Raw genomic sequence first — 24,412 nt, forward strand, 5'->3', positions numbered from 1 at the left:
TACCCCGCGGCATGCGAGGCCTGTGGACGCCGGGTAGGAGCGGGTTTACCCGCGAAGAGGCCGGCACAGCCGTTCAGAGATCAGCATCCTCCACCACCCTCACCTTCCCCGCATCCAGCGCATAGGCCGCATCGGCCAGGTCATTGCTGACCTTCTCCACCTTCAGCTTGCCGCTGACCCACAGCGGGGTGTAGATGTCATCGATCTTCAGGCCTTTCGGGTAGCGCACCAGTACCAACTGGTTCGGCGGCGGTGGCGGCACATGGATGCACGCACCCGGGTACGGCACCAGGAAGAACAACGTGCTGTTGCCCTTGGCGTCACTCTCCAGCGGCACAGGGTAGCCACCTAGGCGGATATCCTTGCCATTCATGGCTGCAACGGTCTTGGTCGAGTACATCACCGCAGGCAGGCCCTTGCTCTGCTTGAGGCCTCCCTTGGCGGTAAAGGTGCCCATGGCTTCCGGTGAGTTGTGGTCGATTTCAGGCATTTGTTCGAGTGCCTTCTGGTCCGACCTGGGCATCAGCTCCAGCCAGTCGGTTTCGGGCAGTTCGGCATGGGCCAGGGTACTGGCCAACAGCAAGGGGACAAGGAAAAAGGCACGCATGGAAATGCTCGGCAACTCGAAAGAATTGCCGAGCATTCTAACCAGTAATCAGCGTTTCTTGATGAATCCGTAGATCACCAGCAGCACCACGGCACCGACCAGCGCGCCAAGGAAACCTGCCGCTTGCCCAGCCTGGTATATACCCAGTGCCTGGCCGCCATAGGTAGCCAACAAGGAGCCGGCAATACCCAGCAGGATGGTCATGATCCAGCCCATGCTGTCATCGCCCGGCTTGATGAAGCGGGCCAGCAGGCCGACGATGAGGCCGATGAAGATGGTTCCAATGATACCCATGGCAATCCCTCTGCAGTGAAGTTGGAACAAGCCAAAGCCTAGACGGGCTTCGGCTTGTTGCCATATTCAGAGGGCATGCCGCTTGCGGAAGTTCGATTCGAAGCCCGATCAGTTGCTGATCAGCGCCTCTACTTCGGCAATCTTGCGCTCGAGGGTGGCCATGTCAGGGCAGCGCAGGGTGGCGTGTCCTACCTTGCGGCCAACCTTGAAGGCCTTGCCGTAGTGGTGCAGGTGACAGTCGCCGATGGCGACAACCTTGTCCACGGCCGGCACTTCACCGATGAAGTTGAGCATCGCGCTCTCGCCCACCTTGGCGGTCGAGCCAAGTGGCAAGCCGGCAACGGCACGCAGATGGTTCTCGAACTGGCTGCACTCGGCGCCTTCGATGGTCCAGTGCCCGGAGTTGTGCACGCGCGGGGCGATTTCGTTGGCCTTCAAGCCACCGTCAACCTCGAAGAACTCGAAGGCCATCACGCCAACGTAATCCAGCTTCTGCAACACGCGGCCGACGTAATCTTCGGCCAGAGCCTGCAGCGGGTGTGCCTGGCTGGCTACCGACAAGCGCAGAATGCCGCTCTCGTGGGTATTGTGCACCAGCGGGTAGTAGCGGGTTTCACCATCGCGGCCACGCACGGCCACCAGCGACACCTCGCCGGTGAACGGCACGAAGCCCTCCAGCAGGCATGGCACGCTGCCCAGCTCGGCGAAGGTACCCACCACGTCTTCTGGCGTGCGCAGCACCTTCTGGCCTTTGCCGTCGTAACCCAGCGTGCGGGTTTTCAGCACGGCCGGCAGGCCGATGCTGGCCACCGCGGCGTCCAGATCTGCCTGCGAGAGGATGTCGGCGAAGGCCGGGGTGGGGATGCCCAGGTCGCGGAACATGCTCTTTTCGAACAGGCGATCACGGGCGATGCGCAGCGATTCGGCGCTGGGGTACACGGGCACGAACTGCGAGAGGAAGGCCACGGTCTCGGCCGGGACGCTTTCGAACTCGAAGGTGACCAGGTCGACTTCGTCGGCCAGCTGACGCAGGTGGTCCTGATCGCCGTAGTCGGCACGCAGGTGTTCGCCCAGGGGCGCAGCGCAGGCGTCCGGTGCCGGGTCGAGGAAGGCGAAGTTCATGCCCAGCGGGGTACCCGCCAGGGCCAGCATGCGGCCCAGCTGGCCGCCACCGATTACACCAATCTTCATGGGTTGAGCCTCAAGCCTGGCGCGGGTCTGGGTTGTCCAGCACGGTGTCGGTCTGTTCCGTGCGGAACTGCTTCAACGCCGCGTGGTACTGCGGGTACTTGGCGCCCAGAATGCTGGCCGACAACAGGGCAGCGTTGACCGCACCGGCACGGCCGATGGCCAAGGTGGCAACCGGCACACCGGCAGGCATCTGCACGATCGACAGCAGCGAATCGACGCCCGACAGCATCGACGACTGCACCGGAACGCCCAGCACCGGCAGGTGGGTCTTGGCGGCGCACATGCCTGGCAGGTGGGCTGCGCCACCGGCACCGGCGATGATCACCTCGATGCCACGGCCCTCAGCCTCCTCGGCATACTGGAACAGCAGATCCGGGGTGCGGTGGGCGGAAACCACCTTCACTTCGTAGGGAATGCCGAGTTTTTCCAGCATATCGGCGGTGTGGCTAAGGGTGGACCAATCGGACTTGGAGCCCATGATCACGCCAACCAGTGCACTCATCGTCGAGCCTCTCCTGCAAGCGCCTTCTGGCGCGCTAAAAGCAACAAGCCACGCAGGTGGGCCGGCGTGGCTTGTCATACGGATTCTGAATCGACCAGGTCGGCCGAAGGCGCGGGATTGTAACGTATTTAAAGGCTGGCCGCCCACCCCTACAAGCACATGCCGGATCAAAGGGCAAGCTGTCTCGTGGGACAACTTTTTCCTGCTGCCTCGGGGTCGCCGAGTGCAGCACGCTCGCAGCCCTTACTCGCGCACTTTGGTACGTCTACATGAAAACTCCATGCTTCTTCGCACTTTCGTTTGGCTTGGTACTCAGCTTGCAATTGCCAAGTGCTTCGGCGGCCCACTCGCTCACCGTCACCGTCTATGTGCACGACGACCTGGCCGATATGCACGACGGGCAATTGAACGAAGACTTCTTCCAGCATTGGCTGAACGAAATGCGCCGTTTCAGCCAACATCCCATCGAAGTGATATTCCAACGCAAAGTAAAACACATAACCGATATTGCTTATGCAGGAATGCCGTCCGAAAAGCTCCTGGACGCTTTCAGCCAGCAGGTGTATGCACAAAAGCGACACCGACTCTACTCTCTCATGGATAAACATCTCCTGCTCACTCGCAACAGCTACGATCATAGCGGCCTGAACTACAACGCCGGCTTGGCCTATTTCAAGCAGAAAACGGCCATTGCCTCAGTGGCCGCATACGGTGCTGCAGCTCATGAAATTGGCCATCTGCTAGGCGCCACGCATGAAGACGCCGAACTGAAGTTCAATGGCTGGGTGTGCGAAACGTACACGCACCCCCGTGTACCGGCACGATCCAACTGCTACCGCTACAGCGACAGGAATCGTGCAAATATCACTGAATACCTGAAGGACAATTCAAATTGACGCTTCACCTTGTGCGCCAGACGACTCCAGCTTGCGCCATAGCAAGCGGACGTTAGCCTTACGCACCAAAGCACAGCGGTACAGGCGGATTTCCAGCGGCACATGCCATTGGCTACCGCCGCAGATCGCCAGCTCACCGCGTTCGAGCTCGCCACGCATCGACAGGCGCGGCACCCAAGCGATGCCCATCCCCTCCAGGGCCATGCTCTTGAGACTGTCGGCCATGGCGGTTTCGTAGACGGTGGTATAACGCAGGTTGCGCTGGCGCAACAGCAAGTTAACCGAGCGGCCGAGGAATGCGCCGGCGGTATAGGCCAACAATGGCACGCTGCCCTCACCTTCGAGGTCGAACAACGGCTTGCCATCGGCATCCACGGCGCACACCGGCAGCATTTCAGTGGTGCCCATGTGCAGCGACGGGAAGATCTCGGCATCCATCTGCAAGGCCGCGTCCGGGTCGTAGAACGCCAGCATCAGGTCGCAGCCGCCTTCGCGCAGTGCATGTACGGCATCTCCGACGTTAGTCGCAACCAGGCGGGTGGCGATGTTCAAACCGTCGTTGCGCAGCTGGGCCACCCAACGGGGGAAGAAACCCGACGCCAAGGAGTGTGCCGCAGCTACCTGCACCACTTCGCCCTGCCCGCCTTCCAAGTGATGCAAATGGCGGAGAATTTCGCTCAACTGGTCGACAACAGTACGTGCTGTGACGAGAAATAGCTGACCCGCCTCGGTCAGCTCGATGGGTGTGCGAGAGCGGTTCACCAGTTGCAGGCCCAACGCCGCCTCAAGGCTGCGAATGCGCCGGCTGAAGGCCGGTTGGGTCACGAAACGCCGCTCTGCGGCCTGGGAAAAACTGCGGGTAGCGGCCAGAGCACTGAAGTCTTCCAGCCATTTGCTTTCAAGGTTCACGAAGCACATCTCCCGGCGCGCACCAAAATGGAACACGCTCGAATATCAATTGGCGTCACATGAAACACTATGCCGTTTGTGCATAGGTTAGCGTGCAATAGCATTGGCCGCAAAAACACCTTCAGGCCTAGGATTGGCGCCATTCCGGCATGTGCCGGGTCAAAATCGAGATGATATACATCATGTCCTCTGCTGCATCGTTCCGCGTCGAAAAAGACTTGTTGGGTACCCTTGAAGTTCCTGCAGATGCCTACTACGGCATCCAGACCCTGCGCGCTGCCAACAACTTCCACCTCTCCGGTGTTCCGCTGTCGCACTACCCGAAGCTGGTCGTGGCCCTGGCCATGGTCAAGCAGGCCGCTGCCGACGCCAACCGTGAGCTGGGTCACCTGAGCGATGCCAAGCACGCTGCCATTTCCGCAGCCTGCGCCCGCCTGATCAAAGGCGATTTCCACGACCAGTTCGTGGTTGACATGATCCAGGGCGGCGCTGGTACTTCTACCAACATGAACGCCAACGAAGTCATTGCCAACGTTGCGCTGGAGGCCATGGGCCACCAGAAGGGTGAGTACAAGTACCTGCACCCTAACAACGACGTGAACATGGCGCAGTCGACCAACGACGCCTACCCGACCGCAATCCGCCTGGGCCTGTTGCTGGGTCACGACGCGCTGCTGGCCAGCCTTGATAGCCTGATCCAGGCCTTCGCTGCCAAGGGTAAAGAATTCGACCACGTACTGAAGATGGGCCGTACCCAGCTGCAGGACGCCGTACCGATGACCCTGGGCCAGGAATTCCGCGCCTTCGCCACCACCATGACTGAAGACCTGCAGCGCCTGCGCTCGCTGGCTCCGGAACTGCTGACCGAAATCAACCTGGGCGGTACCGCCATCGGTACTGGCATCAACGCCGACCCTGGCTACCAGGCCTTGGCCGTACAGCGCCTGGCCACCATCAGCGGCCACCCGCTGGTACCGGCTGCCGACCTGATCGAAGCCACCTCCGACATGGGCGCCTTCGTGCTGTTCTCCGGCATGCTCAAGCGCACCGCGGTCAAGCTGTCGAAAATCTGCAACGACCTGCGCCTGCTGTCCAGCGGCCCACGCACCGGCATCAACGAGATCAACCTGCCAGCGCGTCAGCCAGGCAGCTCGATCATGCCAGGCAAGGTCAACCCGGTTATTCCAGAAGCTGTGAACCAGGTGGCCTTCGCCATCATGGGCAACGACCTGGCCCTGACCGTCGCCGCCGAAGGTGGTCAGCTGCAGCTGAACGTGATGGAGCCGCTGATCGCCTACAAGATCTTCGACTCGATCCGCCTGCTGCAACGCGCCATGGACATGCTGCGCGAGCACTGCATCGTCGGCATCACCGCCAACGAACAGCGCTGCCGTGAACTGGTCGAGCACTCGATCGGCCTGGTTACCGCACTGAACCCATACATCGGCTACGAGAACGCCACCCGTATCGCCCGCGTTGCCCTGGAAAGCGGCCGCGGCGTACTGGAACTGGTGCGCGAAGAGAAGCTGCTGGACGACGCGATGCTCGACGACATCCTGCGTCCGGAAAACATGATCGCTCCACGTCTGGTTCCGCTGAAGGCGTAATCAGGCCGCTGTAAACAGTCTCACCAGGTCGAGGGACTAGACACCTCTCAACCTTTCCAAGGCCCGAGCGCTTGCTTCGGGCCTTTTTTTTGCCTGAAGGTTTTGGAGGCCGCTATGCAGGCCTTCGCGACACCCGGCCGCGCCGGCAGGGTATGTGGTTTGCCTGCAGCCCCGGAGATCGGCACACAACTTGCTCCATAATGCGTCCCAGCCCAACGGGATTACCCAGCATGCTGCACAGCCACCTGACCACCCTCAACGCAGTTTCGCTGATCCTCAACGTCTTCCAGGCAGACGGTTGCGAGGCGTCGGCGTTGCTGGCCGGCAGCGGCATTGGCCCGGCAGACCTGGGGCATGCCGATGCGCGCATCACCACCCAGCAGGAGCTGCAGGTTTGCGCCAATGCTGTGGCCCGGCGCGAGGACATTGGCCTGGAACTGGGCCAGCGCATGCGTGTGTCGTGCTACGGCATGCTCGGTTACGCGCTGCTCTCCAGTGCCACTTTGGGTGACGCCTTACGCCTGGCGCTGCAGTATCCGGCACTGCTGGGAACAGTCTTCAAGCTGCGCTTGCTCGACGACGGCCAACGTGTCTGGTTCAGCGCCAGCGATTACCAGGACAGCCCGGCGCTGAGCGCTTTCAACGCCGAGTTCTGCCTGGTGTCGCTGAAAGTCATCTGTGACGACCTGCTTGGCCGGCCGTTGCCGCTGCTTGGCGCACGCTTCGAACACCCTCGCCCTGGTTACCACGCGCTCTATGCCGAAGCGTTTCAATGCCCGATCGGTTTCGCCGCCGAGGACAATGCCTTTGCCTTCGAACGGCGATGGCTGGATATGCCGCTGCCGCTGGCCGACCCGATTACTCACAAAGCCATGAGCGAGCGCTGCCGGCGCCTGAACCTTGAATTCACCGGTCGCCAGGCATGGCTGGGGCGGATTCGCCAGCTGCTGGCGCAGCAACTGGACGCAGCACCCGGGCTGGAAGGGCTTGCGCGGCAGATGAACTGCTCTTCTCGCACCCTGCGCCGGCATTTGCAGGCGTTGGGCAGCAGTTATCAACAGCTGCTGGACGAGCTGAGGTTCGAGCGGGCCAAGCAGTTGCTGGCCGATGAGCAGATGCCGATCTACCGGATTGCGGAGACTTTGGGGTTCAGTGAGACGGCCAGTTTTCGGCATGCCTTCCAGCGCTGGAGTGGCGTGGCGCCCAGCCATTTTCGTGGTTGACCTGTTCTGGCCTCTTCGCGGGCAAACCCGCTCCTACAGGGGCGTCACAACCCCTGACGCCCTGGCGGCCATTGTAGGAGCGGGTTCACCCGCGAATGGGCCGGGCCTGCCGGCCAATGTCCAAAGGCCGTTCACCGTTGCCGCCGCTGCCTTACCCGCGACGAGGCTGGGATAGGTCACCACCCATCTGGCCAAAGACCTTGGCCATATCGATCCCCTTTTGGCCGTTTGCGTCGTTCTCCCCTGCTGATCAGCCCATGACAATGGACCCACGCCAGTCCACCGGAGAACAACAATGCTGACGATCTATTCCGATGACCATCGCCTGCACCACGGCCGCTGCGAGCTGATCGATGGCAAGCTGATGCCCTGTTTCGAAATGCCTTCGCGCGCCGACCATGTGCTCGACCAAGTGAAAAAACGCAACCTCGGCGACATCCAGGGCCCGACCGACTTCGGCCGTGCGCCGCTGTTGCGCGTCCACAGCGCCGATTACCTGGATTTCTTCGAAGGCGCCTGGGCGCGCTGGGCTGCACTGGGTCAAGAGGGTGACCTGCTGCCCTTCACCTGGCCAGCCCGCACACTGCGCCAGGTCAAGCCGACCGGCCTGCATGGCGAACTGGGTTACTACAGCTTCGATGCCGGCGCCCCCATCACCTCGGGTACCTGGCAGGCGGCCTATAGTGCTGCACAAGTTGCCCTGACCGCCCAGGCAGCGATTCAGCAAGGCGCCCATGCGGCGTTCGCCCTGTGCCGTCCGCCAGGGCACCACGCTGCCGGCGAAGTGATGGGCGGCTACTGCTATCTGAATAACGCCGCCATCGCTGCCCAGGCCTTCCTCGACCAAGGCCGACGCAAGGTCGCCATTCTTGACGTCGACTACCACCACGGCAACGGTACCCAGGACATCTTCTACAGCCGCGACGACGTGTTCTTCGCCTCGATCCACGGCGACCCGCAGGACGAATTCCCGTTCTTCCTCGGCTATGCCGATGAAACAGGCGAAGGCGCAGGCCAGGGCTACAACATCAACTACCCCTTGCCGGCCGGTAGCGACTGGGCCGCCTGGAGCGCAGCCTTGGAGGATGTCTGCAAGCGCATCGCCAGCTATGACGCCGACGTGCTGGTCATCTCACTGGGTGTGGACACCTTCAAGGACGACCCCATCTCGCAGTTCAAGCTGGACAGCCCGGACTACCTGGAAATGGGCAAGCGCATCGGCCAACTCGGCAAGCCGACCCTGTTCGTGATGGAAGGCGGTTACGCTGTGGAGGAAATCGGCATCAACGCGGTCAATGTGCTGGAAGGCTTCCAGCGCGCCCTGCCAGGAGCCCGATAATGGTCCGACTCAAACGTCTGCTCGCCCCGTTTATCGCTGCCACCCTGTTTGCGGGCGCCCTGCATGCGCAAGCCGAGCAGCGAACCCTGCGTGTATATAACTGGTTCGATTACATCACCCCGCAGACCTTGACTGCCTTCCAGAAGGACAGCGGCGTGAAGCTGGTGTACGACATCTTCGACACCAATGAGGCGCTGGAAGCCAAGCTGCTAACCGGCAACTCCGGCTATGACGTGGTAGTACCGTCCAACGTGTTCCTCGCCAAGCAGATCGAAGCCGGGGTGTTCCAGCCGCTGGATCGCAGCAAGCTGTCGAACTGGCAACACCTGGACCCGGCACTGATGAAGCTGATCGAAGCTAACGACCCGGGCAACAAGTTTGCCGTGCCGTATATGTACGGCACCGTGCTGATCGGCTTCAACCCGGCCAAGGTCAAGGCTGCACTCGGCGACAACGCGCCGGTGGACAGCTGGGACCTGATCTTCAAGGAAGAGAACATCGCCAAGCTCAAGCAGTGCGGCGTGGCCCTGCTCGACTCGCCGTCGGAGATTCTACCGCTGGCCCTGCAGTACTTGGGCTTGCCGCCGAACAGCGACAAACCGGCTGACTACAAGAAGGCCGAGGAGCTGATGCTGAAGATTCGTCCGCATATCACCTACTTCCACTCCTCGAAGTACATGGCAGACATCGCCAATGGCGACATCTGTGTGGCAGTGGGCTACAGCGGCAGCTTCTCGCAGGCAGCCAACCGCGCCCGTGAGGCGAACAACGGCGTGGTGGTGGACATGCGCCTGCCCAAGGAAGGCGCGCCGATCTGGTTCGACATGCTGGCGATTCCAAAGGGCGCAGCAAACCCGGAGGATGCGCATACGTTCATCAATTACCTGCTGCGGCCAGAGGTGATTGCGCCGATCAGCGACTTCGTGGGGTATCCGAACCCGAACAAGGATGCGACCGACAAGGTGAATCCGACGATTCGCAACAACCCCAACCTGTATCCGACAGCAGAGGCGATGGCCAAGCTGTATACCCTCAAGCCTTTGACGCGAGATGCCGAACGAGCCAGGACCCGCGCCTGGACGCGGATAAAGTCCGGTACCTGATGTTGAACCGGGGGCTGCTTTGCAGCCCCACTCATTTTCTCCAGACTTTGCGTAGTTTCATCAAGGCCTCGGCAATCTCGCCCTCCGGCACTGCCGCAAAGCCCAGCACCAGCCCTGCCCGCTTATCCACAGGCACCTCGCAGTCCGCCAACCAGAAATTGCTCAGTGGTGTCACTTCCACCCCCACCGCCTCAGCCTTGGCCACCAACTCCTGCTCCCGAGCAAAGTTATCCACATCGACCTTCACATGCAGCCCAGCCGCCACTTCCGGCATTGCGCCCAACCCCGAAATATCCACAGGCCAACCGGCCTTGAGCACATCGCGCCGCTTCAATGCCGCCTTGCGCATACGGCGGATATGCCGCTGAAAATGGCCACGGGCCATGAACTCGGCCATCACGCACTGGCTGCTGACCTCCGAATGCCGCACCGCCAACGCTTTGCCTTGGCTGAAAGCCTGCACCAGCTTCGACGGAAGCACCAGGTAGCCCAGGCGTAACGCCGGGAAGGCGATCTTGCCGAAGGTACCGACATACAGCACCCGCCCGTGCCGGTCGAGCGCTGCCAGCGGGGCCAGCGGTGCACCTCTGTAGCGATACTCGCCGTCGTAGTCGTCCTCGATGATCCAGCCGTCACTGCGTTCAGCCCAGGCCAGCAATGCCAGGCGACGTGCAAGGCTCATGGTCACCCCGGTCGGGTATTGGTGCGCAGGCGTGACATAAGTCAGTCGGCAATCCGTCAATTGTTCCAGCCGGCTGCAGTTCAGCCCGTCTTCATCCACAGGCACGCCACACACCCGGCCGCCCGCGAGCGTGAAGGCATGAGCGGCCGCCCGATAGCCTGGGTTTTCCACAGCCACACCGTCGCCCGGTTGCAGCAGCAACTGTGCACAAAGGCTGATGGCCTGCTGCGCACCGCTTGTGATCACAATTTGTTCAGCCGTACAGCTCAGCCCCCGCGAGCGGCGTAGATAGGCCGCTATCAGATCGCGCAAAGCCGGCTCGCCAGCGGGGTCACCATAGCCCAGTTGCGCAGGGGACGGGTTGCGCCAGAAACCCGCCTGTAGCTTGGCCCAGACGTCAAACGGGAACAGGTCGAACGCCGGAATGCCAACGCGAAAAGCACGCGGCGCACCGCTTCTGGGCGATGGCAAATGGTTATTTTTCAGGCGCTGCAGAGGTGCGCCTAAAAGCCTCCCGCTGGATAAATCCTCAGTATTTTCTTCACGAAATGTGGATAACCCTGTTGATAAGCCCAGGGATAACCCTGTGGATACTTGTGTGGACAGTTTCGGCAGCCGGCTAACGTAGGTGCCATCACCGACCCGGCTTTCGATGAAGCCCTCGGCATACAGTTGATCGTAGGCGCGCACCACGCTGTTGCGTGAAAGCGCCAACATGGCAGCCAGGTCGCGCGTAGCCGGCAGGCGAGTACCACTGCTCAGGCGTCCATCCAGTACCCGCGCTCGCAACACCTGATACAGCTGCTGGCTAAGCCCGCGGCTGCGATCCAGGGCGATCCCGGCAGGGTCGAAAGGCAAGATGAGGGGCGACTCGCGCATGATATTGGACCTATGAAAACAGGCACTAATGGATCTTACCCAGAACCAATAGCCTGCCTAGGATGGAACCATTCGACAAGGATCCCGCCATGTACAACAGTAAGCCGCACCAGGAACACGACCTCACCCGCTTACACCAGCACATGCTAGACACCCGCCTGGCCGTTCTGGTCAGCCAAGGCGAACAGGGCCTTCTGGCCACGCACCTACCGGTGCTGGTCGATACCGCCGAGGGCGATTTCGGCACTGTGTATGCCCACCTGGCCCGGGCCAACCGCCAATGGCAAGACCTTCAACACGGCGGCGAAGCACTGTTGGTATTCCCCGGCGCCGATGCCTATGTCAGCCCCGGTTTTTACCCAAGCAAGGCCGAAAACCCAAAGGTGGTGCCGACCTGGAACTACCTGGCGGTGCACGCTTATGGCCCGGCCGAAGTTATCCATGAGGCCGAGCCGCTACTGGCTATCGTAAGCCGCCTGACCGACCGCCACGAACAGGGTCGCAGCGAACCCTGGAAAGTCACCGATGCCCCTGCCGACTACATCGAGGGCATGCTCCGCGCCATCGTCGGTATCCGTCTGCCCATCGCGCGCCTGCAAGGTGCACGCAAGCTCAGCCAGAACCGCTCCGGGCAAGACATCGCTGGTGTGCGCGAAGGCCTGAGCGCCAGCCCCGATCACCGGGACAATCAACTCGCGGCGCACATGCGCCAACTCTGAAGGAATAGCCCATGCCCAACCTTACCCTGCGCCCTGTCACTGCCCAAGATCACGCAGCCTGGCACGCCCTGTGGCAAGCCTACCTGCACTTCTACGAGACCGAGCTGGCCGATGCCGTCAGCCTGAGCACCTGGCAACGCCTGCTCGACCCCAGCGAGCCAACCCATTCGGCACTGGCCTGGGTCGACGGCAAGGCGGTGGGGATGGTCAACTTCATCTACCATCGTTCCAACTGGAGCATCGAGAATTCCTGCTACCTGCAGGACCTGTATGTGGACAGCACGCAACGTGGCCTGGGCATTGGTCGACAGTTGATCGAGCACGTCTACACCACTGCCAAGGCCGACAACTGCATCAAGGTGCACTGGCTGACCCACGAAACCAACGCCACCGCCATCAGCCTGTACCAGCAGGTTGCCGAGCGCTCGGGCTTCATCCAATTCCGCAAAGGCTTGTAGGCCGCACATGACAGACGCATTGAACTGGAAACCCGCCGCAACCCCCAAGGCCGAGCCCATTGAAGGCCGCTTCATCCGCCTGGAGAAGCTCGATCCAGGTCGCCATGGCGAAGACCTCTGGGAGGCACTGCAGGGTCCGGCCTCCGATCCGGTGCTGTGGGACTACCTGCCGTACGGCCCGTTCGCCGAACGTGCCGCCTTTGACCGCTGGCTGGAAGGCAACGCTGCTGGCCGCGACCCGCTTTTCTACACCGTCATCGACCGCGCCAGCGGCCAGGCCCAAGGCATCCTCAGCCTGATGTCGATCGTGCCTGACCACGGTCGGATCGAGATCGGCCACATTGCCTTCGGCGCCGCCATGCAGCGTACGCCCAAGGGTACCGAGGCGGTGTACCTGCTGGGCAAGCTGGGCTTCGCGCTGGGTAATCGACGGCTGGAGTGGAAGTGCAATAACGCCAATGCCCGTTCCAAACGTGCGGCAGAGCGATTCGGCTTCGTCTACGAAGGGGTGTTCCGCAAGCACTTGGTGGTGAAAGACCATAACCGCGATACGGCGTGGTATTCGATTACCGATGATGAATGGCCGGCGGTGGCTGCCGGGTTTGAGCGGTGGTTGAGTGAAGAGAACCAGCAGCCGGGTGGCCAGGTGGAAAGCCTTGAGGTGTGCCGCAGAGGTTGAGCGGTGTGCTGAATCAGCTGGCCTCTTCGCGGGTGAACCGCCCCTACAGGGATGCGCGTTGTGAGGTGCGGGTCTACCCGCGCAGAGGCTAGTGATTCCGGCACAAAAAAAGGGGAGCATCCGCTCCCCAGAGGTTAACCACTTGTAGATGAAGGCTTAAATCAGCCCTCGATCTCGATCAGGATCTCACCTGGCGTCACGCGATCACCCTTGGCCACATGGATGGCCACGACCTTACCGGCGATGGCCGCCTGCACTTCGGTTTCCATCTTCATGGCTTCGGTGATCAGGACCGCCTGGCCGGCCTTGACCATGTCACCTTCCTTGACCAGCACATCAACGATGTTCCCCGGCATGGTGGTGCTTACGTGGCCAGGGTCAGTAGCCTGCTTGCGCTTGCTGCCGCCACCGCTGACGAACTCGTTGAGTGGCTCGAAGACCACTTCCTCCGGCATGCCGTCGATCGACAGATAGAAGTGACGCTTGCCTTCGGCCTTCACGCCCACACCGGTGATGTCGACGCGGTAGGTTTCGCCGTGTACGTCGATGACGAACTCGGTCGGCACGCCTTCACCGCCTGGCGCAGCCACGGCACCGGCTTCCGGAATCGGCAGCAGAACTTCAGGCGTCAAGGTGCCAGCTTCGCGTTCTTCGAGGAACTTGCGGCCAATGTCCGGGAACATGGCAAAGGTCAGCACGTCTTCTTCGCAACGGGCCAGGGCACCGATGTCGCTACGCAACTTGGCCATTTCCGGCTTCAGCAGGTCAGCCGGGCGCACATCGATCACTTCTTCGCTGCCGATAGCCTGGCGACGCAGTTGCTCGTTGACCACACCCGGGGCCTTGCCATAGCCACCTTGCAGGTACAGCTTCACCTCATTGGTGATGGTCTTGTAGCGCTCACCCGCCAGCACGTTGAAGAAGGCCTGGGTGCCGACGATCTGCGAGGTCGGGGTGACCAGCGGCGGGAAGCCGAGGTCTTCACGCACACGCGGGATTTCGGCCAGCACTTCGTTCATGCGGTTGAGGGCGCCCTGCTCCTTGAGCTGGTTGGCCAGGTTGGAAATCATGCCGCCCGGTACTTGGTTCACCTGCACCCGGGTGTCCACCGCGGTGAACTCGCTTTCGAACTGGTGGTACTTCTTGCGCACGGCGTAGAAGTACAAGCCGATCTCCTGCAGAAGCTCCAGGTCCAGGCCGGTGTCGAACTCGCTGCCCTTGAGCGCAGCAACCATCGACTCGGTACCCGGATGGCTGGTGCCCCAGGCGAAGCTGGAGATGGCGGTATCGATGTGGTCCGCGCCATTTTCCACAGCTTTGAGCTGGCACATGGCAGCCAGGCCGGCGGTATCGTGAGAGTGGATGAACACCGGCAGCGACTGTTCAGCCTTCAGCGCCTTGACCAGCTCGCCAGTGGCGAACGGGGTCAACAGGCCAGCCATGTCCTTGATCGCCACCGAGTCGCAACCCATGGCTTCCATCTGCTTGGCCTGGTTCACGAAGGCTTCGATGGTGTGTACCGGGCTGGTGGTGTAAGCGATAGTGCCCTGGGCGTGCTTACCGGCGGCCTTGACCGCTTCGATGGCCACGCGCAGGTTACGCACGTCGTTCATGGCGTCGAAAATGCGGAACACATCGATGCCGTTGACCGCCGCCTTGGCGACGAAGGCCTTGACCACGTCGTCGCTGTAGTGGCGGTAGCCCAACAGGTTCTGGCCGCGCAGCAGCATTTGCAAGCGGGTGTTTGGCAGCGCTGCGCGCAGCTTGCGCAGGCGCTCCCACGGGTCTTCCTTGAGGAAGCGCACGCAGGCGTCGAAGGTGGCACCACCCCAGACTTCCAGCGACCAGTAGCCAACCTTGTCGAGCTTGTCGCAGATCGGCAGCATGTCTTCGGTACGCATGCGGGTAGCCAGCAGGGACTGGTGAGCGTCGCGCAGGATCGTGTCGGTTACGTGAATTTTCTTGGACATTATAGGGTTCCTCACAGGCCTGCGTGGGCGGCGATGGCGGCGGCGATGGCCAAGGCCAGCTCTTCGGGTTTGCGCTTGATCGAGTAGTTGGTCAATTCAGGGTGGCTTTCGACAAAGCTGGTATTGAACTGGCCGCTACGGAATTCCGGATTGCGCAGGATTTCCTGGTAGTACGCGGCGGTGGTCTTCACCCCTTGCACGCGCATGTCGTCCAGGGCCCGCAGGCCGCGGTCCATGGCTTCTTCCCAGGTCAACGCCCACACCACCAGTTTCAGGCACATGGAGTCGTAGAACGGTGGAATGGTATAGCCGGTGTAGATCGCCGTGTCGGTGCGCACGCCCGGGCCGCCGGGGGCGTAGTAACGGGTGATCTTGCCGAAGCTGGGCAGGAAGTTGTTTTTCGGATCTTCAGCATTGATACGGAACTGCAAGGCGTAGCCGCGGTGCTGAATGTCTTCCTGCTTGACCGACAGTGGCAGCCCCGAGGCGATGCGGATCTGCTCACGAACGATGTCGATACCGGTGATTTCCTCGGTAATGGTGTGTTCCACCTGCACCCGGGTGTTCATTTCCATGAAGTACACTTCGCCATCGGCGAGCAGGAACTCCACGGTACCGGCGTTCTCGTAATTCACCGCTTTGGCCGCACGCACCGCCAGGTCGCCGATGTAGGCGCGCTGCTCAGGAGTGAGCTGTGGGCTCGGGGCAATTTCAATGAGCTTCTGGTTACGACGCTGGATAGAGCAGTCGCGCTCGAACAGGTGCACTACGTTACCGAAGCTGTCACCGAGAATTTGCGCCTCGATGTGCTTCGGGTTGACGATGCATTTCTCCAGGAACACTTCGGCCGAACCGAATGCCTTGGTCGCCTCGGAAATGACCCGCGGGAAGTTCTGTTCCAGTTCTTCGCGGCTATTGCAACGGCGAATACCACGGCCGCCACCACCGGAGGTAGCCTTGAGCATCACCGGATAACCGATGCGATCACCTTCGCTCAGGGCTTCATGAATATCGGCAACGTTGCCTTCGGTGCCCGGGGTTACCGGCACACCGGCGGCGATCATGGTGCGGCGCGCTTCGGTCTTGTCGCCCATACGGCGAATCACGTCGGCGGCCGGGCCAATGAACTTGATCCCGCGCTCGGCGCAAATTTCTGCCAGTTCAGCGTTTTCCGAAAGGAAACCATAGCCCGGGTGCAGGGCATCACAGCCGGTTTCCACAGCCAGGTTCACCAGCTTGCGCGGGTTCAGGTAACCGGCCAGCGGCTCGGCACCGATGCTGTGTGCTTCGTCAGCGCGCTTGACGTGCAAGGCATGCCGGTCGGCGTCGGAAAAGATCGCTACCGAGCGAATGCCCATCTCGGCGCAAGCACGCACGATCCGAACTGCGATTTCACCTCGGTTGGCGATCAGGATTTTTTTTATCACTGGAGTCTTCCCAAAGCCGTAGGAACAGTCGAGCCGGTTCTACCGGTCGGCGCGTGACCAGACGATGCTGGCCAGTCGCGTATTCACCCTAGCGCTGTAGGTCGATAAACAAAAATCAATATTTGTTAGAGGCTGTATTAGCAAAAGCTTATAGTTGGGTAACAAGGTGTTGCCGAAGAGCTGATTAAAATGCGTAAGTCCTTGATGCGTATGACATTGCGTCAACTCCAGATCTTCAATGAGGTGTGCGATTTGCGGTCGTACAGCCGTGCTGCGGAGGAGATGGCGCTGACGCAACCCGCCGTTAGTCTACAGATCCGTCAGCTTGAAGAGCTGATCGGCCAGCCATTGTTCGAGTACGTGGGCAAGAAGCTCTACCTGACCGAGGCGGCCGAGGCCCTGCAGCGCGCCAGCCACGATATCTTCGGGCGCCTGGAGAGCCTGGACATGCAGCTGTCGGATATGCAGGGCTCACTGCAGGGTCAGTTGAAACTGGCGATCGAGTCCAGTGCCAAGTACTTCGTGCCACACCTGTTCGCCGCCTTCAAGCAGCGTCACCCGGAAGTCAACCTGACCCTGACGGTAGTCAACCGTGCCCAAGCCATCCGCCGCCTTTCCGATAACCGCGACGACCTGATCATCATGTCGATGGTGCCGCAAGACATGGGCCTGGCGTTTCTGCCGTTCCTCAACAACCCGATCGTTGCGGTTGCGCCGCCACAGCACCCGCTGTGCAAGCTGGACCAGTTGCGCATGCAGGACCTGGAGCCTCATACGCTGCTGGTCCGCGAGCAAGGTTCGGGAACACGCAAGGCTTGCGAAGAGTACTTCAAGGATAAGCGTGTGCATTTCGCCCAAACGCTTGAAGTAGCCTCGGCCGACGCCCAGCGCGAATGCGTGATCGCCGGGCTGGGGATCGCCCTGTTGACCCGTCACGCAGTCAACCTGGAGCTGGCTACCGGGATGCTGAAGGAATTACCGGTTGAGGAGCTACCGCTGTACCGTAGCTGGTGCGTGGTGCAGGCCAAGGCCAAGCGGCAGTCGCCGGTGGCCTTGGCGTTTCTTGCATTCATCCGCGGTGAACGTGCATTGATCAGCGCGCTTGTTGAACGTTTTTCGGGGAAACTGCCGCCGACGACTGCCATACCGTGAGTGCTTGCAGCTCGGGGTAGTCCGCTAGGTCGCGGAGCAGTTGACGTTGGTCGCAATAGCTCTCGATCGCGCGGCGGTATTCCATGCGACGCTGATCTTTTTCCTGCTGCTTGCGAGCCTTGGCGTTGGGTTGGTACGTACCGTCGAAGTCACGAGCCATTGCCTGTCTCCCAGATAGTATGCGGGAGTTTCAGACTGGCCTTGATGGTTTACCGTTTGGCGGTGGAATGGTGACAGAATCGTGAATTTTCACTGCCTGTACCGGCCTCTTCGCAGGCTTACCCGCTCCCACAGGAATTGCACCGATTTATAGAGGAGCACAGTACCTGTGGGAGCGGGCAAGCCCGCGAAGAGGCCAGTGCAGGTTGAATTCAGTCGTCGGTAGCCTTGATCGACTTGGGCGACAGACGCAAGCTGCGCAAGCTGCGTTTCACGCTCTTCAGGTGGTTGACCAGGCTAGGCCCGCGCGCCATGGCAACGCCCATGGCCAGCACGTCGATCACCACCAGGTGGGCAATACGCGAAGTCAGTGGGGTGTAGATCTCGGTGTCTTCATGCACGTCGATCGCCAGGTTGACCGTCGATAGCTCGGCCAGCGGCGTCTGGCTGGGGCACAGGGTAATCAGGTTGGCGCCGCTCTCACGGACCAGGTTGGCAGTGATCAGCAGGTCCTTGGAACGGCCCGATTGGGAAATACACACCGCCACATCACCCGGTTTCAGGGTAACCGCCGACATCGCTTGCATGTGGGGGTCGGAATACGCTGCCGCGCTGAGCAGCAGGCGGAAGAACTTGTGCTGGGCATCGGCCGCAACGGCACCGGACGCGCCAAAGCCATAAAACTCTACCCGCTGCGCCTGGGCCATGGCGCTCACGGCTTGTTGCAGTGCCTGCGGATCAAGGTGCTCGCGCACTTCCATCAGGGTGTGCAGGGTGGTGTCGAAGATCTTCAGACTGTAGTCGGCGACCGAATCGTCTTCGTGGATAGCGAACTGGCCGAAGCTGGCCCCGGCAGCCAGGCTTTGCGCCAGCTTCAGCTTCAGGTCCTGGAAGCCCGAGCAGCCTATGGCCCGGCAGAAACGCACGATGGTCGGCTCACTGATACCCACGCTGTGCGCCAAATCGGCCATGGAGCTGTGCATGACGGCAGCCGGGTCGAGCAGCACGTGGTCGGCCACTTTCAGTTCCGATTTGCGCAGCAGGTGGCGCGATTGGGCGATATGTTGCAACAGATTCACAGGCTGGACTCGGTTATGATCGGCGTGCCGGGTTGTAGCTTTCTTGTAGTTATACTACATGGACGCCAACCCGCCCAGTTAAACGAACGTGGAGAGTGGTGGTTTGACTATTCCTTGCGACATTCTGGTCTTCGGCGGCACCGGTGATCTGGCCCTGCACAAATTACTTCCGGCGCTCTACCACCTGTTTCGCGAGGCCCGTCTGAACCCTGCCGTGCGGGTCATCGCACTGGCCAGACGCAACCTGCCACGCATCGACTATCTCAAGCTCGCCGAACGCCATTGTCGGGCGCAGATTGCCCGCAGCGACTTCGACGAAGAGGTGTGGCAGCGGTTTTCCGCGCGGGTCGACTACTTCCCGATGGATGCTTCACAGAGCGCCGATTTTGGCCGCCTGGCACGCTACCTGGGTGAACCCGGCGGGCTGACGCGCATCTTCTACCTGGCCACCGCCCCCAACCTGTTCGTGCCAATTGCCAACCACCTGCGCATTGCCGGGCTGGCCGACACCGAAGCGCGCATCGTGCTGGAAAAACCGATCGGCCATTCCCTGGAATCCGCCACTGCCATCAATGAAGCCATTGGCACTGTGTTCGAAGAAAGACAGGTGTTCCGCATCGACCACTACCTGGGCAAGGAAACCGTGCAGAACCTGATGGCCCTGCGTTTTGCCAATGCCCTGCTGGAGCCGGTGTGGCGCAACAACCAGGTCGACCATGTACAGATCAGCGTTTGCGAGACACTGGGCGTAGAAAACCGCGGTGCCTACTACGATCGCGCCGGGGCTATTCGCGACATGCTGCAGAACCACCTGCTGCAACTGCTTTGCCTGGTGGCCATGGAGCCACCCGCGCAATTCGAGGCAGAAGCGGTACGCGACGAAAAGGTGAAAATCCTGCGCGCCCTCAAGCCAATCACCGGCCAGGATGTGCAGGACAAGACGGTACGTGGCCAGTATGGTGCCGGGCGTATCGGCGGCCAGGAAGTGCCGGCCTACTACTTTGAAAAGGACGTCGACAACGACAGCGATACCGAAACTTTCGTTGCCATCGAGGCGCACATCGACAACTGGCGCTGGGCGGGCGTGCCTTTCTATCTGCGCACCGGCAAACGCATGGCGCGGCGCGCTTCGCAGATCGTCATCCAGTTCAAGCCAGTGCCTCACGAACTGTTCAGCGGCGGCCAGGTCAACCAGTTACTGATACAGCTGCAACCGGACGAACGCATCAGCCTTCGCATGATGACCAAGAGCCCAGGCAAAGGCATGCGCCTGGAACCCGTGGACCTGGACCTTAATCTGGCCCAGGTGTTCAGCCAGACTCGCCGCTGGGAAGCCTACGAGCGTCTGCTGCTGGATGTGCTCGAAGGTGATTCGACGCTGTTCATGCGCCGCGATGAAGTGGAAGCAGCCTGGGCCTGGGTAGATCCAATCATCAAGGGCTGTGAAGAGCACTTCCAGGCGCCCCGCCCCTACCCGGCTGGCAGTTTCGGGCCCGAGCAAGCCAACAGCCTGCTCGCCAGGCATGGCAGGCACTGGCATGGCTGAATGACCTGCGCGATGGCACGACCTTTAATCTGAAACAGCAGCAGATGAAATTCGAAGGTGCGAAATCCATAACGGGAAGGCCTTCGACTAACGATGCCTCAGCCAGCTTGCGCAGGCCGTGACCTGGCCCCGGACCGATGAGCGGGATGCCGCCAGGTGAATATTCATACAGTAGATATTTGCCCCTTACCCGGCATCGCCCTAGAATGGCCCGATGCGCACAGACGACCTCTCTCTCCTGCTGAATTCCCTCAACGATGCCCAACGCCAGGCCGTAGCGGCCACGCTCGGGCGTCAACTGGTGCTTGCCGGCGCCGGTTCCGGTAAAACCCGCGTGCTGGTACACCGCATCGCCTGGCTGATCCAGGTCGAGCAGGCATCACCGCACTCGATCCTGTCGGTGACGTTCACCAACAAGGCCGCAGCAGAAATGCGCCAGCGGATCGAGCAACTGTTGGGCATCAACCCGGCAGGCATGTGGGTCGGCACCTTCCACGGCCTGGCCCATCGCCTGTTGCGGGCCCACTGGCAGGAAGCGCGGCTGGTGCAGAACTTCCAGATCCTCGACAGCGACGACCAGCAGCGCCTGATCAAGCGGGTCATGCGCGAGTTGGGCCTGGACGAGCAGAAGTGGCCGGCACGCCAGGCCCAGTGGTTCATCAATGGGCAGAAAGACGAAGGCCTGCGCCCGCAGCATATCCAGGCGGGGGGCGACCTGTTCCTGGCGACCATGCGCGAGGTCTATACGGCCTACGAGCAGGCGTGCGAGCGCGCCGGTGTCATCGATTTCTCCGAGCTGCTGCTTCGCGCCCTGGACCTGTGGCGTGACCATCCGGGCCTGCTGGAGCACTATCAACGACGCTTCCGCCACGTGCTGGTGGACGAGTTCCAGGATACCAACGCCGTGCAGTACGCCTGGTTGCGCCTGCTGGCACGCGGTGGCGACAGCCTGATGGCGGTAGGCGATGACGACCAGTCGATCTACGGCTGGCGCGGCGCCAAGATCGAAAACATTCACCAGTACACCGCCGACTTCCCCGACGCCGAAATGATCCGCCTGGAGCAGAACTACCGCTCCACCGGCGGCATCCTCAAGGCGGCCAACGCGCTGATCGCCAACAACAGCGGGCGCCTGGGCAAGGAACTGTGGACCGACATGGGCGAAGGCGAACCACTGACCCTGTACGCGGCCTACAACGAGCACGACGAAGCGCGCTATGTCGTGGAAACCATCGAGAGCCTGGTCAAGCAGGGCAATGCGCGCAACGAGATCGCCATCCTGTACCGTTCCAACGCCCAGTCGCGCGTGCTGGAAGAGGCCCTGCTGCGCGAGCGCATCCCCTACCGCATCTATGGCGGCCAGCGCTTCTTCGAGCGCGCCGAAATCAAGAATGCCATGGCTTACCTGCGCCTGATCGAAGGGCGTGGCAACGATGCCGCTCTGGAGCGAGTGATCAACGTGCCGCCGCGCGGTATTGGCGAAAAAACCGTCGAAGCCATCCGCGAGCACGCCCGTCACAGCCAGCTGTCCATGTGGGAGGCCATGTGCCAGCTGCTCGCCGCCAAGGCCCTGAAGGGCCGCGCCGCCAGTGCCCTGGGGGCCTTTATCGAGCTGATCGAGGGGCTGGCTGCCAAGGTTGTGGACATGCCGCTGCATACCATGACCCAGACCACCATCGAACAGTCCGGCCTGATCACCTATCACCAGGAAGAAAAGGGTGAAAAGGGCCAGGCACGGGTAGAAAACCTTGAGGAACTGGTCAGTGCGGCACGCAACTTCGAGTCCACCGACGAAGACGCCGACCTGTCTCCGCTCTCGGCCTTCCTTGGCCACGCCTCACTCGAAGCTGGCGATACTCAGGCTGACGAGCATGAAGACAGCATCCAGCTGATGACCCTGCACAGCGCCAAAGGCCTGGAGTTCCCCTATGTGTTCCTGGTGGGCATGGAAGAAGGCTTGTTCCCGCACAAGATGAGCCTGGAAGAACCCGGCCGCCTGGAAGAGGAACGACGCCTGGCCTATGTAGGCATCACCCGCGCCATGCGCCAGCTGGTCATGACCTACGCCGAAACACGCCGCCTTTATGGCAGCGAGACGTATAACAAGGTGTCGCGTTTCGTGCGTGAAATTCCGGCCGGCCTGGTTCAGGAAGTACGCCTGTCCAACAGTGTCAGCCGCCCGTTCGGCGGGGCCAAGACGGCCACCAACAGCAACCTGTTCGCCAATGCCAGCATTCCGCAGACCGCGTTCAACCTTGGCCAGCGTGTGCAGCATGCGGTATTCGGCGAAGGCGTAATCCTCAACTTCGAGGGTTCTGGCGCTCAGGCGCGGGTGCAGGTGAATTTTGCCGAAGGTAGCAAATGGCTGATGCTGGGGTATGCCAAGCTCGAGGCTGTCTAAAGCCCACAAGGGTTGGGCCTGCCAACTTTGTAACATCAGGCAAAAGCTCGAAACACTATGTCGCTGGTCATGTGCCCGGGAACCTGTGCACCATGACGCGCGTGCAATCCACAACAGGGGATATCCCACTTATGCAACGTTTTCTTAGCATCGCACTGGCGCTCTGCGTCGGCCTGACGCTGAGCCTGGACGCCAGCGCCAAGCGTTTCGGCGGCGGCAAGAGCTCGGGCTCCGCGCCTATCCACCAGACCCGCCAGGCTACGCCAACCACGCCTGCTGCCGCGCCGACCGCACCTGGCCGTGCACCGGCTGCCGCCAGCGGTGCTTCGCGCTGGTTGGGCCCACTGGCCGGCCTCGCCGCCGGTGGCCTGCTGGCTTCCATGTTCATGGGCGACGGTTTCGAAGGCTTCCAGATCATGGACTTCCTGATCGTGGCGCTCATCGCCTTCCTCGTGTTCCGCTTCATCGCCGCGCGCCGCCGCCAGCAGCAGCCACAAATGGCCATGCCAGGCCATGCGCCGATGCAGCGTGAGGCTCACGCGCAGCCTGCCCAGCCTTCGATTTTCGGTGGTTCGGCCGCACCTGCTGCCGCAGCCGCACCGGTGATCAACGCCCCGGCCTGGTTCAACGAGCAGAGCTTCCTGGCGGCAGCCCGTAACCACTTCCAGTCGCTGCAGCAGCACTGGGATGCCAATGAAATGGACAAGATCAGCGAGTTCGTTACCCCGCAAATGCTTGAGTTCCTCAAGCGTGAGCGTGCTGAACTGGGTGATGGCTTCCAGTCCACCTACATCGATAACCTGGAAGTGCAACTGGACGGTGTCGATGACCGCGCCGACCGCACCGACGCGACCCTGACCTTCCGTGGCGTGTCGAAGAATTCGCGCTTCGACCAGGGCGAAGTGTTCAGCGAAAGCTGGCACATGGTTCGCGCCCAAGGCGAGAACCAGCCTTGGCTGGTAGCCGGTATCCGTCAAAACGGCTAATCGCTGCGTGCTAAACAGAGAACCCCGGGCTTGCCCGGGGTTTTTGCTTTTGCCAAAGTGGGCTACTAGGGTATAAGGCGCAGCGTTGTCATCTAGGTCAGAGGAAGTGAACCGTGGAAGAAGTGATCGAACAACTCCGTGAAGCGAATGAGCCAGTACCAGTGCCCCTGGAGCTTCCCGATGAAGACCAGCTGGTAGAGATCGAAGAACAGCTGTTCATCAATATTCCATTCGTGTTCAAAGAGTTTCTGCTGACCGTAAGTGATGTGGTTTACGGCTCCCTTGAGCCTGTTACCGTCACTGATCCGCAGTCGCACACCTACCTGCCAGATGTGGCCTCCAACGCCTGGGATGCCGGCGTACCGCGTGACTTGATTCCGCTGTGCCAGGACGGCGACAATTACTATTGCGTCGAAGAGGACGGCACCGTGGTGCTGTGGGATGCCGAAGAGGAAATTGTCGGCGAAGACAGTTGGGAATCGGTGTGGCACTGGGCGCGAGATGTTTGGCTGGAGAGCTGATCGCTAGCACCTATAGAGAAGCTCGCGATCTGAGTCAGTAACAATGACGTCTCAGCGCCTCAAGGTCGTTAAAATCGCCAGGC

Annotated in this window: 23 protein-coding genes; 13 read left to right on the top strand and 10 right to left on the bottom strand. The window is 61.2% G+C overall.

All coding sequences use genetic code 11. The features are described 5' to 3' along the window. Positions 1-73: 73 nt before the first annotated feature. The 4 genes from ACK59Z_RS01085 to purE all read right to left on the bottom strand — a co-directional run bounded on the left by ACK59Z_RS01085 (position 74) and on the right by purE (position 2,594). The gene (locus ACK59Z_RS01085; protein ID WP_003253310.1) at positions 74-607 is read right to left on the bottom strand and encodes a DUF3299 domain-containing protein; all 534 of its coding nucleotides are present in this window, start codon (positions 605-607) and stop codon (positions 74-76) included. A gap of 48 nt (positions 608-655) precedes the next feature. Continuing rightward, the gene (locus ACK59Z_RS01090; RefSeq protein WP_003253308.1) at positions 656-901 is read right to left on the bottom strand and encodes a GlsB/YeaQ/YmgE family stress response membrane protein; all 246 of its coding nucleotides are present in this window, start codon (positions 899-901) and stop codon (positions 656-658) included. 108 nt (positions 902-1,009) lie between these two features. Further along, positions 1,010-2,092, bottom strand: a complete 1,083-nt coding sequence (locus ACK59Z_RS01095; RefSeq protein ID WP_104962829.1) for a 5-(carboxyamino)imidazole ribonucleotide synthase — start codon at positions 2,090-2,092, stop codon at positions 1,010-1,012. 10 nt (positions 2,093-2,102) lie between these two features. Further along, positions 2,103-2,594 carry a 5-(carboxyamino)imidazole ribonucleotide mutase gene (gene purE / locus ACK59Z_RS01100; RefSeq protein ID WP_003253304.1) on the bottom strand — a complete coding sequence of 164 codons (492 nt, stop codon included), beginning with the start codon at positions 2,592-2,594 and terminating at the stop codon, positions 2,103-2,105. A 269-nt stretch (positions 2,595-2,863) separates the two neighbouring features. Here purE and ACK59Z_RS01105 point away from each other — a divergent pair, with 269 nt between their 5' ends. Then, positions 2,864-3,490 (top strand): zinc-dependent metalloprotease family protein, encoded by a 627-nt coding sequence (locus ACK59Z_RS01105; RefSeq protein WP_108192090.1) that lies wholly within the window; start codon positions 2,864-2,866, stop codon positions 3,488-3,490. Here the strand turns inward: ACK59Z_RS01105 and ACK59Z_RS01110 are convergent. Beyond that, on the bottom strand, positions 3,482-4,399 hold the full coding sequence (locus ACK59Z_RS01110; protein ID WP_003253299.1) for a LysR substrate-binding domain-containing protein: 918 nt from the start codon (positions 4,397-4,399) through the stop codon (positions 3,482-3,484). The genes ACK59Z_RS01105 and ACK59Z_RS01110 overlap by 9 nt on opposite strands. A gap of 182 nt (positions 4,400-4,581) precedes the next feature. Between ACK59Z_RS01110 and aspA the strand changes: the two genes are divergently transcribed. The 4 genes from aspA (at position 4,582) to ACK59Z_RS01130 (ending at position 9,671) form a co-directional block, all read left to right on the top strand. Then, positions 4,582-6,006 (top strand): aspartate ammonia-lyase, encoded by a 1,425-nt coding sequence (gene aspA, locus ACK59Z_RS01115; protein WP_003253297.1) that lies wholly within the window; start codon positions 4,582-4,584, stop codon positions 6,004-6,006. Positions 6,007-6,236: 230 nt separating this feature from the next. Continuing rightward, on the top strand, positions 6,237-7,229 hold the full coding sequence (locus ACK59Z_RS01120) for an AraC family transcriptional regulator (RefSeq protein ID WP_003253295.1): 993 nt from the start codon (positions 6,237-6,239) through the stop codon (positions 7,227-7,229). Between the two features lie 295 nt (positions 7,230-7,524). Beyond that, entirely contained in the window at positions 7,525-8,568 is a 1,044-nt protein-coding gene (locus tag ACK59Z_RS01125) for a histone deacetylase family protein (RefSeq protein ID WP_108192091.1), read from the top strand. Beyond that, positions 8,568-9,671: a polyamine ABC transporter substrate-binding protein gene (locus tag ACK59Z_RS01130; RefSeq protein ID WP_108192092.1), complete on the top strand. Its 1,104-nt coding sequence runs from the start codon at positions 8,568-8,570 to the stop codon at positions 9,669-9,671. Before ACK59Z_RS01125 ends, ACK59Z_RS01130 begins: the two co-directional genes overlap by 1 nt. A 31-nt stretch (positions 9,672-9,702) precedes the next feature. On the opposite strand, the gene ACK59Z_RS01135 is transcribed toward ACK59Z_RS01130, so the two are convergent. Then, positions 9,703-11,232 carry a PLP-dependent aminotransferase family protein gene (locus ACK59Z_RS01135; protein WP_108192093.1) on the bottom strand — a complete coding sequence of 510 codons (1,530 nt, stop codon included), beginning with the start codon at positions 11,230-11,232 and terminating at the stop codon, positions 9,703-9,705. 89 nt (positions 11,233-11,321) lie between these two features. Between ACK59Z_RS01135 and ACK59Z_RS01140 the strand changes: the two genes are divergently transcribed. The 3 genes from ACK59Z_RS01140 to ACK59Z_RS01150 are packed head-to-tail and all read left to right on the top strand — an operon-like array spanning position 11,322 to position 13,088. Continuing rightward, positions 11,322-11,951 carry an FMN-binding negative transcriptional regulator gene (locus ACK59Z_RS01140; protein WP_108192094.1) on the top strand — a complete coding sequence of 210 codons (630 nt, stop codon included), beginning with the start codon at positions 11,322-11,324 and terminating at the stop codon, positions 11,949-11,951. Positions 11,952-11,962: 11 nt separating this feature from the next. After that, positions 11,963-12,409 (top strand): GNAT family N-acetyltransferase, encoded by a 447-nt coding sequence (locus tag ACK59Z_RS01145; RefSeq protein WP_003253286.1) that lies wholly within the window; start codon positions 11,963-11,965, stop codon positions 12,407-12,409. A gap of 7 nt (positions 12,410-12,416) precedes the next feature. Beyond that, positions 12,417-13,088, top strand: coding sequence for a GNAT family N-acetyltransferase (locus ACK59Z_RS01150; protein ID WP_014754885.1), 672 nt, complete (start codon positions 12,417-12,419; stop codon positions 13,086-13,088). A gap of 161 nt (positions 13,089-13,249) precedes the next feature. Here ACK59Z_RS01150 and oadA read toward each other — a convergent pair whose 3' ends face one another. Both oadA and ACK59Z_RS01160 read right to left on the bottom strand, forming a co-directional pair. Beyond that, positions 13,250-15,058, bottom strand: coding sequence for a sodium-extruding oxaloacetate decarboxylase subunit alpha (oadA, locus tag ACK59Z_RS01155; protein ID WP_003253282.1), 1,809 nt, complete (start codon positions 15,056-15,058; stop codon positions 13,250-13,252). Between the two features lie 11 nt (positions 15,059-15,069). Next, entirely contained in the window at positions 15,070-16,485 is a 1,416-nt protein-coding gene (locus ACK59Z_RS01160) for an acetyl-CoA carboxylase biotin carboxylase subunit (protein ID WP_003253279.1), read from the bottom strand. A gap of 189 nt (positions 16,486-16,674) precedes the next feature. On the opposite strand from ACK59Z_RS01160, the gene ACK59Z_RS01165 reads away from it, so the two are divergent. Next, complete coding sequence (locus tag ACK59Z_RS01165; protein WP_409292125.1) at positions 16,675-17,637, top strand: LysR family transcriptional regulator; 963 nt, start codon at positions 16,675-16,677, stop codon at positions 17,635-17,637. On the opposite strand, the gene ACK59Z_RS01170 is transcribed toward ACK59Z_RS01165, so the two are convergent. Together ACK59Z_RS01170 and hexR are read right to left on the bottom strand one after the other, a co-directional pair. Continuing rightward, a complete protein-coding gene (locus tag ACK59Z_RS01170) occupies positions 17,579-17,797 on the bottom strand; it encodes a PA3496 family putative envelope integrity protein (RefSeq protein ID WP_003253275.1) in 219 nt (72 codons plus the stop codon). The two genes, ACK59Z_RS01165 and ACK59Z_RS01170, sit on opposite strands and share 59 nt — an antisense overlap. 211 nt (positions 17,798-18,008) lie before the next feature. Beyond that, positions 18,009-18,875 carry a transcriptional regulator HexR gene (hexR, locus tag ACK59Z_RS01175; RefSeq protein ID WP_003253273.1) on the bottom strand — a complete coding sequence of 289 codons (867 nt, stop codon included), beginning with the start codon at positions 18,873-18,875 and terminating at the stop codon, positions 18,009-18,011. 103 nt (positions 18,876-18,978) lie between these two features. On the opposite strand from hexR, the gene zwf reads away from it, so the two are divergent. From zwf to ACK59Z_RS01195, 4 genes are all read left to right on the top strand, one after another. Continuing rightward, positions 18,979-20,421, top strand: coding sequence for a glucose-6-phosphate dehydrogenase (gene zwf / locus ACK59Z_RS01180; protein WP_003253271.1), 1,443 nt, complete (start codon positions 18,979-18,981; stop codon positions 20,419-20,421). A gap of 214 nt (positions 20,422-20,635) precedes the next feature. Then, a complete protein-coding gene (gene uvrD, locus ACK59Z_RS01185) occupies positions 20,636-22,822 on the top strand; it encodes a DNA helicase II (RefSeq protein WP_004575197.1) in 2,187 nt (728 codons plus the stop codon). Between the two features lie 131 nt (positions 22,823-22,953). Then, positions 22,954-23,808: a Tim44 domain-containing protein gene (locus ACK59Z_RS01190; protein ID WP_003253268.1), complete on the top strand. Its 855-nt coding sequence runs from the start codon at positions 22,954-22,956 to the stop codon at positions 23,806-23,808. Between the two features lie 113 nt (positions 23,809-23,921). Beyond that, on the top strand, positions 23,922-24,329 hold the full coding sequence (locus ACK59Z_RS01195) for an SMI1/KNR4 family protein (RefSeq protein WP_003253266.1): 408 nt from the start codon (positions 23,922-23,924) through the stop codon (positions 24,327-24,329). Positions 24,330-24,412 lie beyond the last annotated feature (83 nt).

Origin of the sequence: Pseudomonas sp. KCJK9058 (assembly GCF_046230975.1) — a bacterium.
Taxonomy (GTDB): Bacteria; Pseudomonadota; Gammaproteobacteria; order Pseudomonadales; family Pseudomonadaceae; genus Aquipseudomonas; species Aquipseudomonas alloputida.

Bases quoted from the DNA above. Each gene is read 5' to 3' on its own strand.
- ACK59Z_RS01105 (WP_108192090.1), top strand. From the start codon at position 2,864: ATGAAAACTCCATGCTTCTTCGCACTTTCGTTTGGCTTGGTACTCAGC.
- ACK59Z_RS01085 (WP_003253310.1), bottom strand. From the start codon at position 607: ATGCGTGCCTTTTTCCTTGTCCCCTTGCTGTTGGCCAGTACCCTGGCC.
- ACK59Z_RS01140 (WP_108192094.1), top strand. From the start codon at position 11,322: ATGTACAACAGTAAGCCGCACCAGGAACACGACCTCACCCGCTTACAC.
- ACK59Z_RS01165 (WP_409292125.1), top strand. From the start codon at position 16,675: ATGCGTAAGTCCTTGATGCGTATGACATTGCGTCAACTCCAGATCTTC.
- ACK59Z_RS01090 (WP_003253308.1), bottom strand. From the start codon at position 901: ATGGGTATCATTGGAACCATCTTCATCGGCCTCATCGTCGGCCTGCTG.
- ACK59Z_RS01145 (WP_003253286.1), top strand. From the start codon at position 11,963: ATGCCCAACCTTACCCTGCGCCCTGTCACTGCCCAAGATCACGCAGCC.
- uvrD (WP_004575197.1), top strand. From the start codon at position 20,636: ATGCGCACAGACGACCTCTCTCTCCTGCTGAATTCCCTCAACGATGCC.
- purE (WP_003253304.1), bottom strand. From the start codon at position 2,594: ATGAGTGCACTGGTTGGCGTGATCATGGGCTCCAAGTCCGATTGGTCC.
- ACK59Z_RS01130 (WP_108192092.1), top strand. From the start codon at position 8,568: ATGGTCCGACTCAAACGTCTGCTCGCCCCGTTTATCGCTGCCACCCTG.
- ACK59Z_RS01150 (WP_014754885.1), top strand. From the start codon at position 12,417: ATGACAGACGCATTGAACTGGAAACCCGCCGCAACCCCCAAGGCCGAG.
- ACK59Z_RS01170 (WP_003253275.1), bottom strand. From the start codon at position 17,797: ATGGCTCGTGACTTCGACGGTACGTACCAACCCAACGCCAAGGCTCGC.
- oadA (WP_003253282.1), bottom strand. From the start codon at position 15,058: ATGTCCAAGAAAATTCACGTAACCGACACGATCCTGCGCGACGCTCAC.
- aspA (WP_003253297.1), top strand. From the start codon at position 4,582: ATGTCCTCTGCTGCATCGTTCCGCGTCGAAAAAGACTTGTTGGGTACC.
- ACK59Z_RS01095 (WP_104962829.1), bottom strand. From the start codon at position 2,092: ATGAAGATTGGTGTAATCGGTGGCGGCCAGCTGGGCCGCATGCTGGCC.
- ACK59Z_RS01125 (WP_108192091.1), top strand. From the start codon at position 7,525: ATGCTGACGATCTATTCCGATGACCATCGCCTGCACCACGGCCGCTGC.
- ACK59Z_RS01135 (WP_108192093.1), bottom strand. From the start codon at position 11,232: ATGCGCGAGTCGCCCCTCATCTTGCCTTTCGACCCTGCCGGGATCGCC.
- ACK59Z_RS01120 (WP_003253295.1), top strand. From the start codon at position 6,237: ATGCTGCACAGCCACCTGACCACCCTCAACGCAGTTTCGCTGATCCTC.
- ACK59Z_RS01190 (WP_003253268.1), top strand. From the start codon at position 22,954: ATGCAACGTTTTCTTAGCATCGCACTGGCGCTCTGCGTCGGCCTGACG.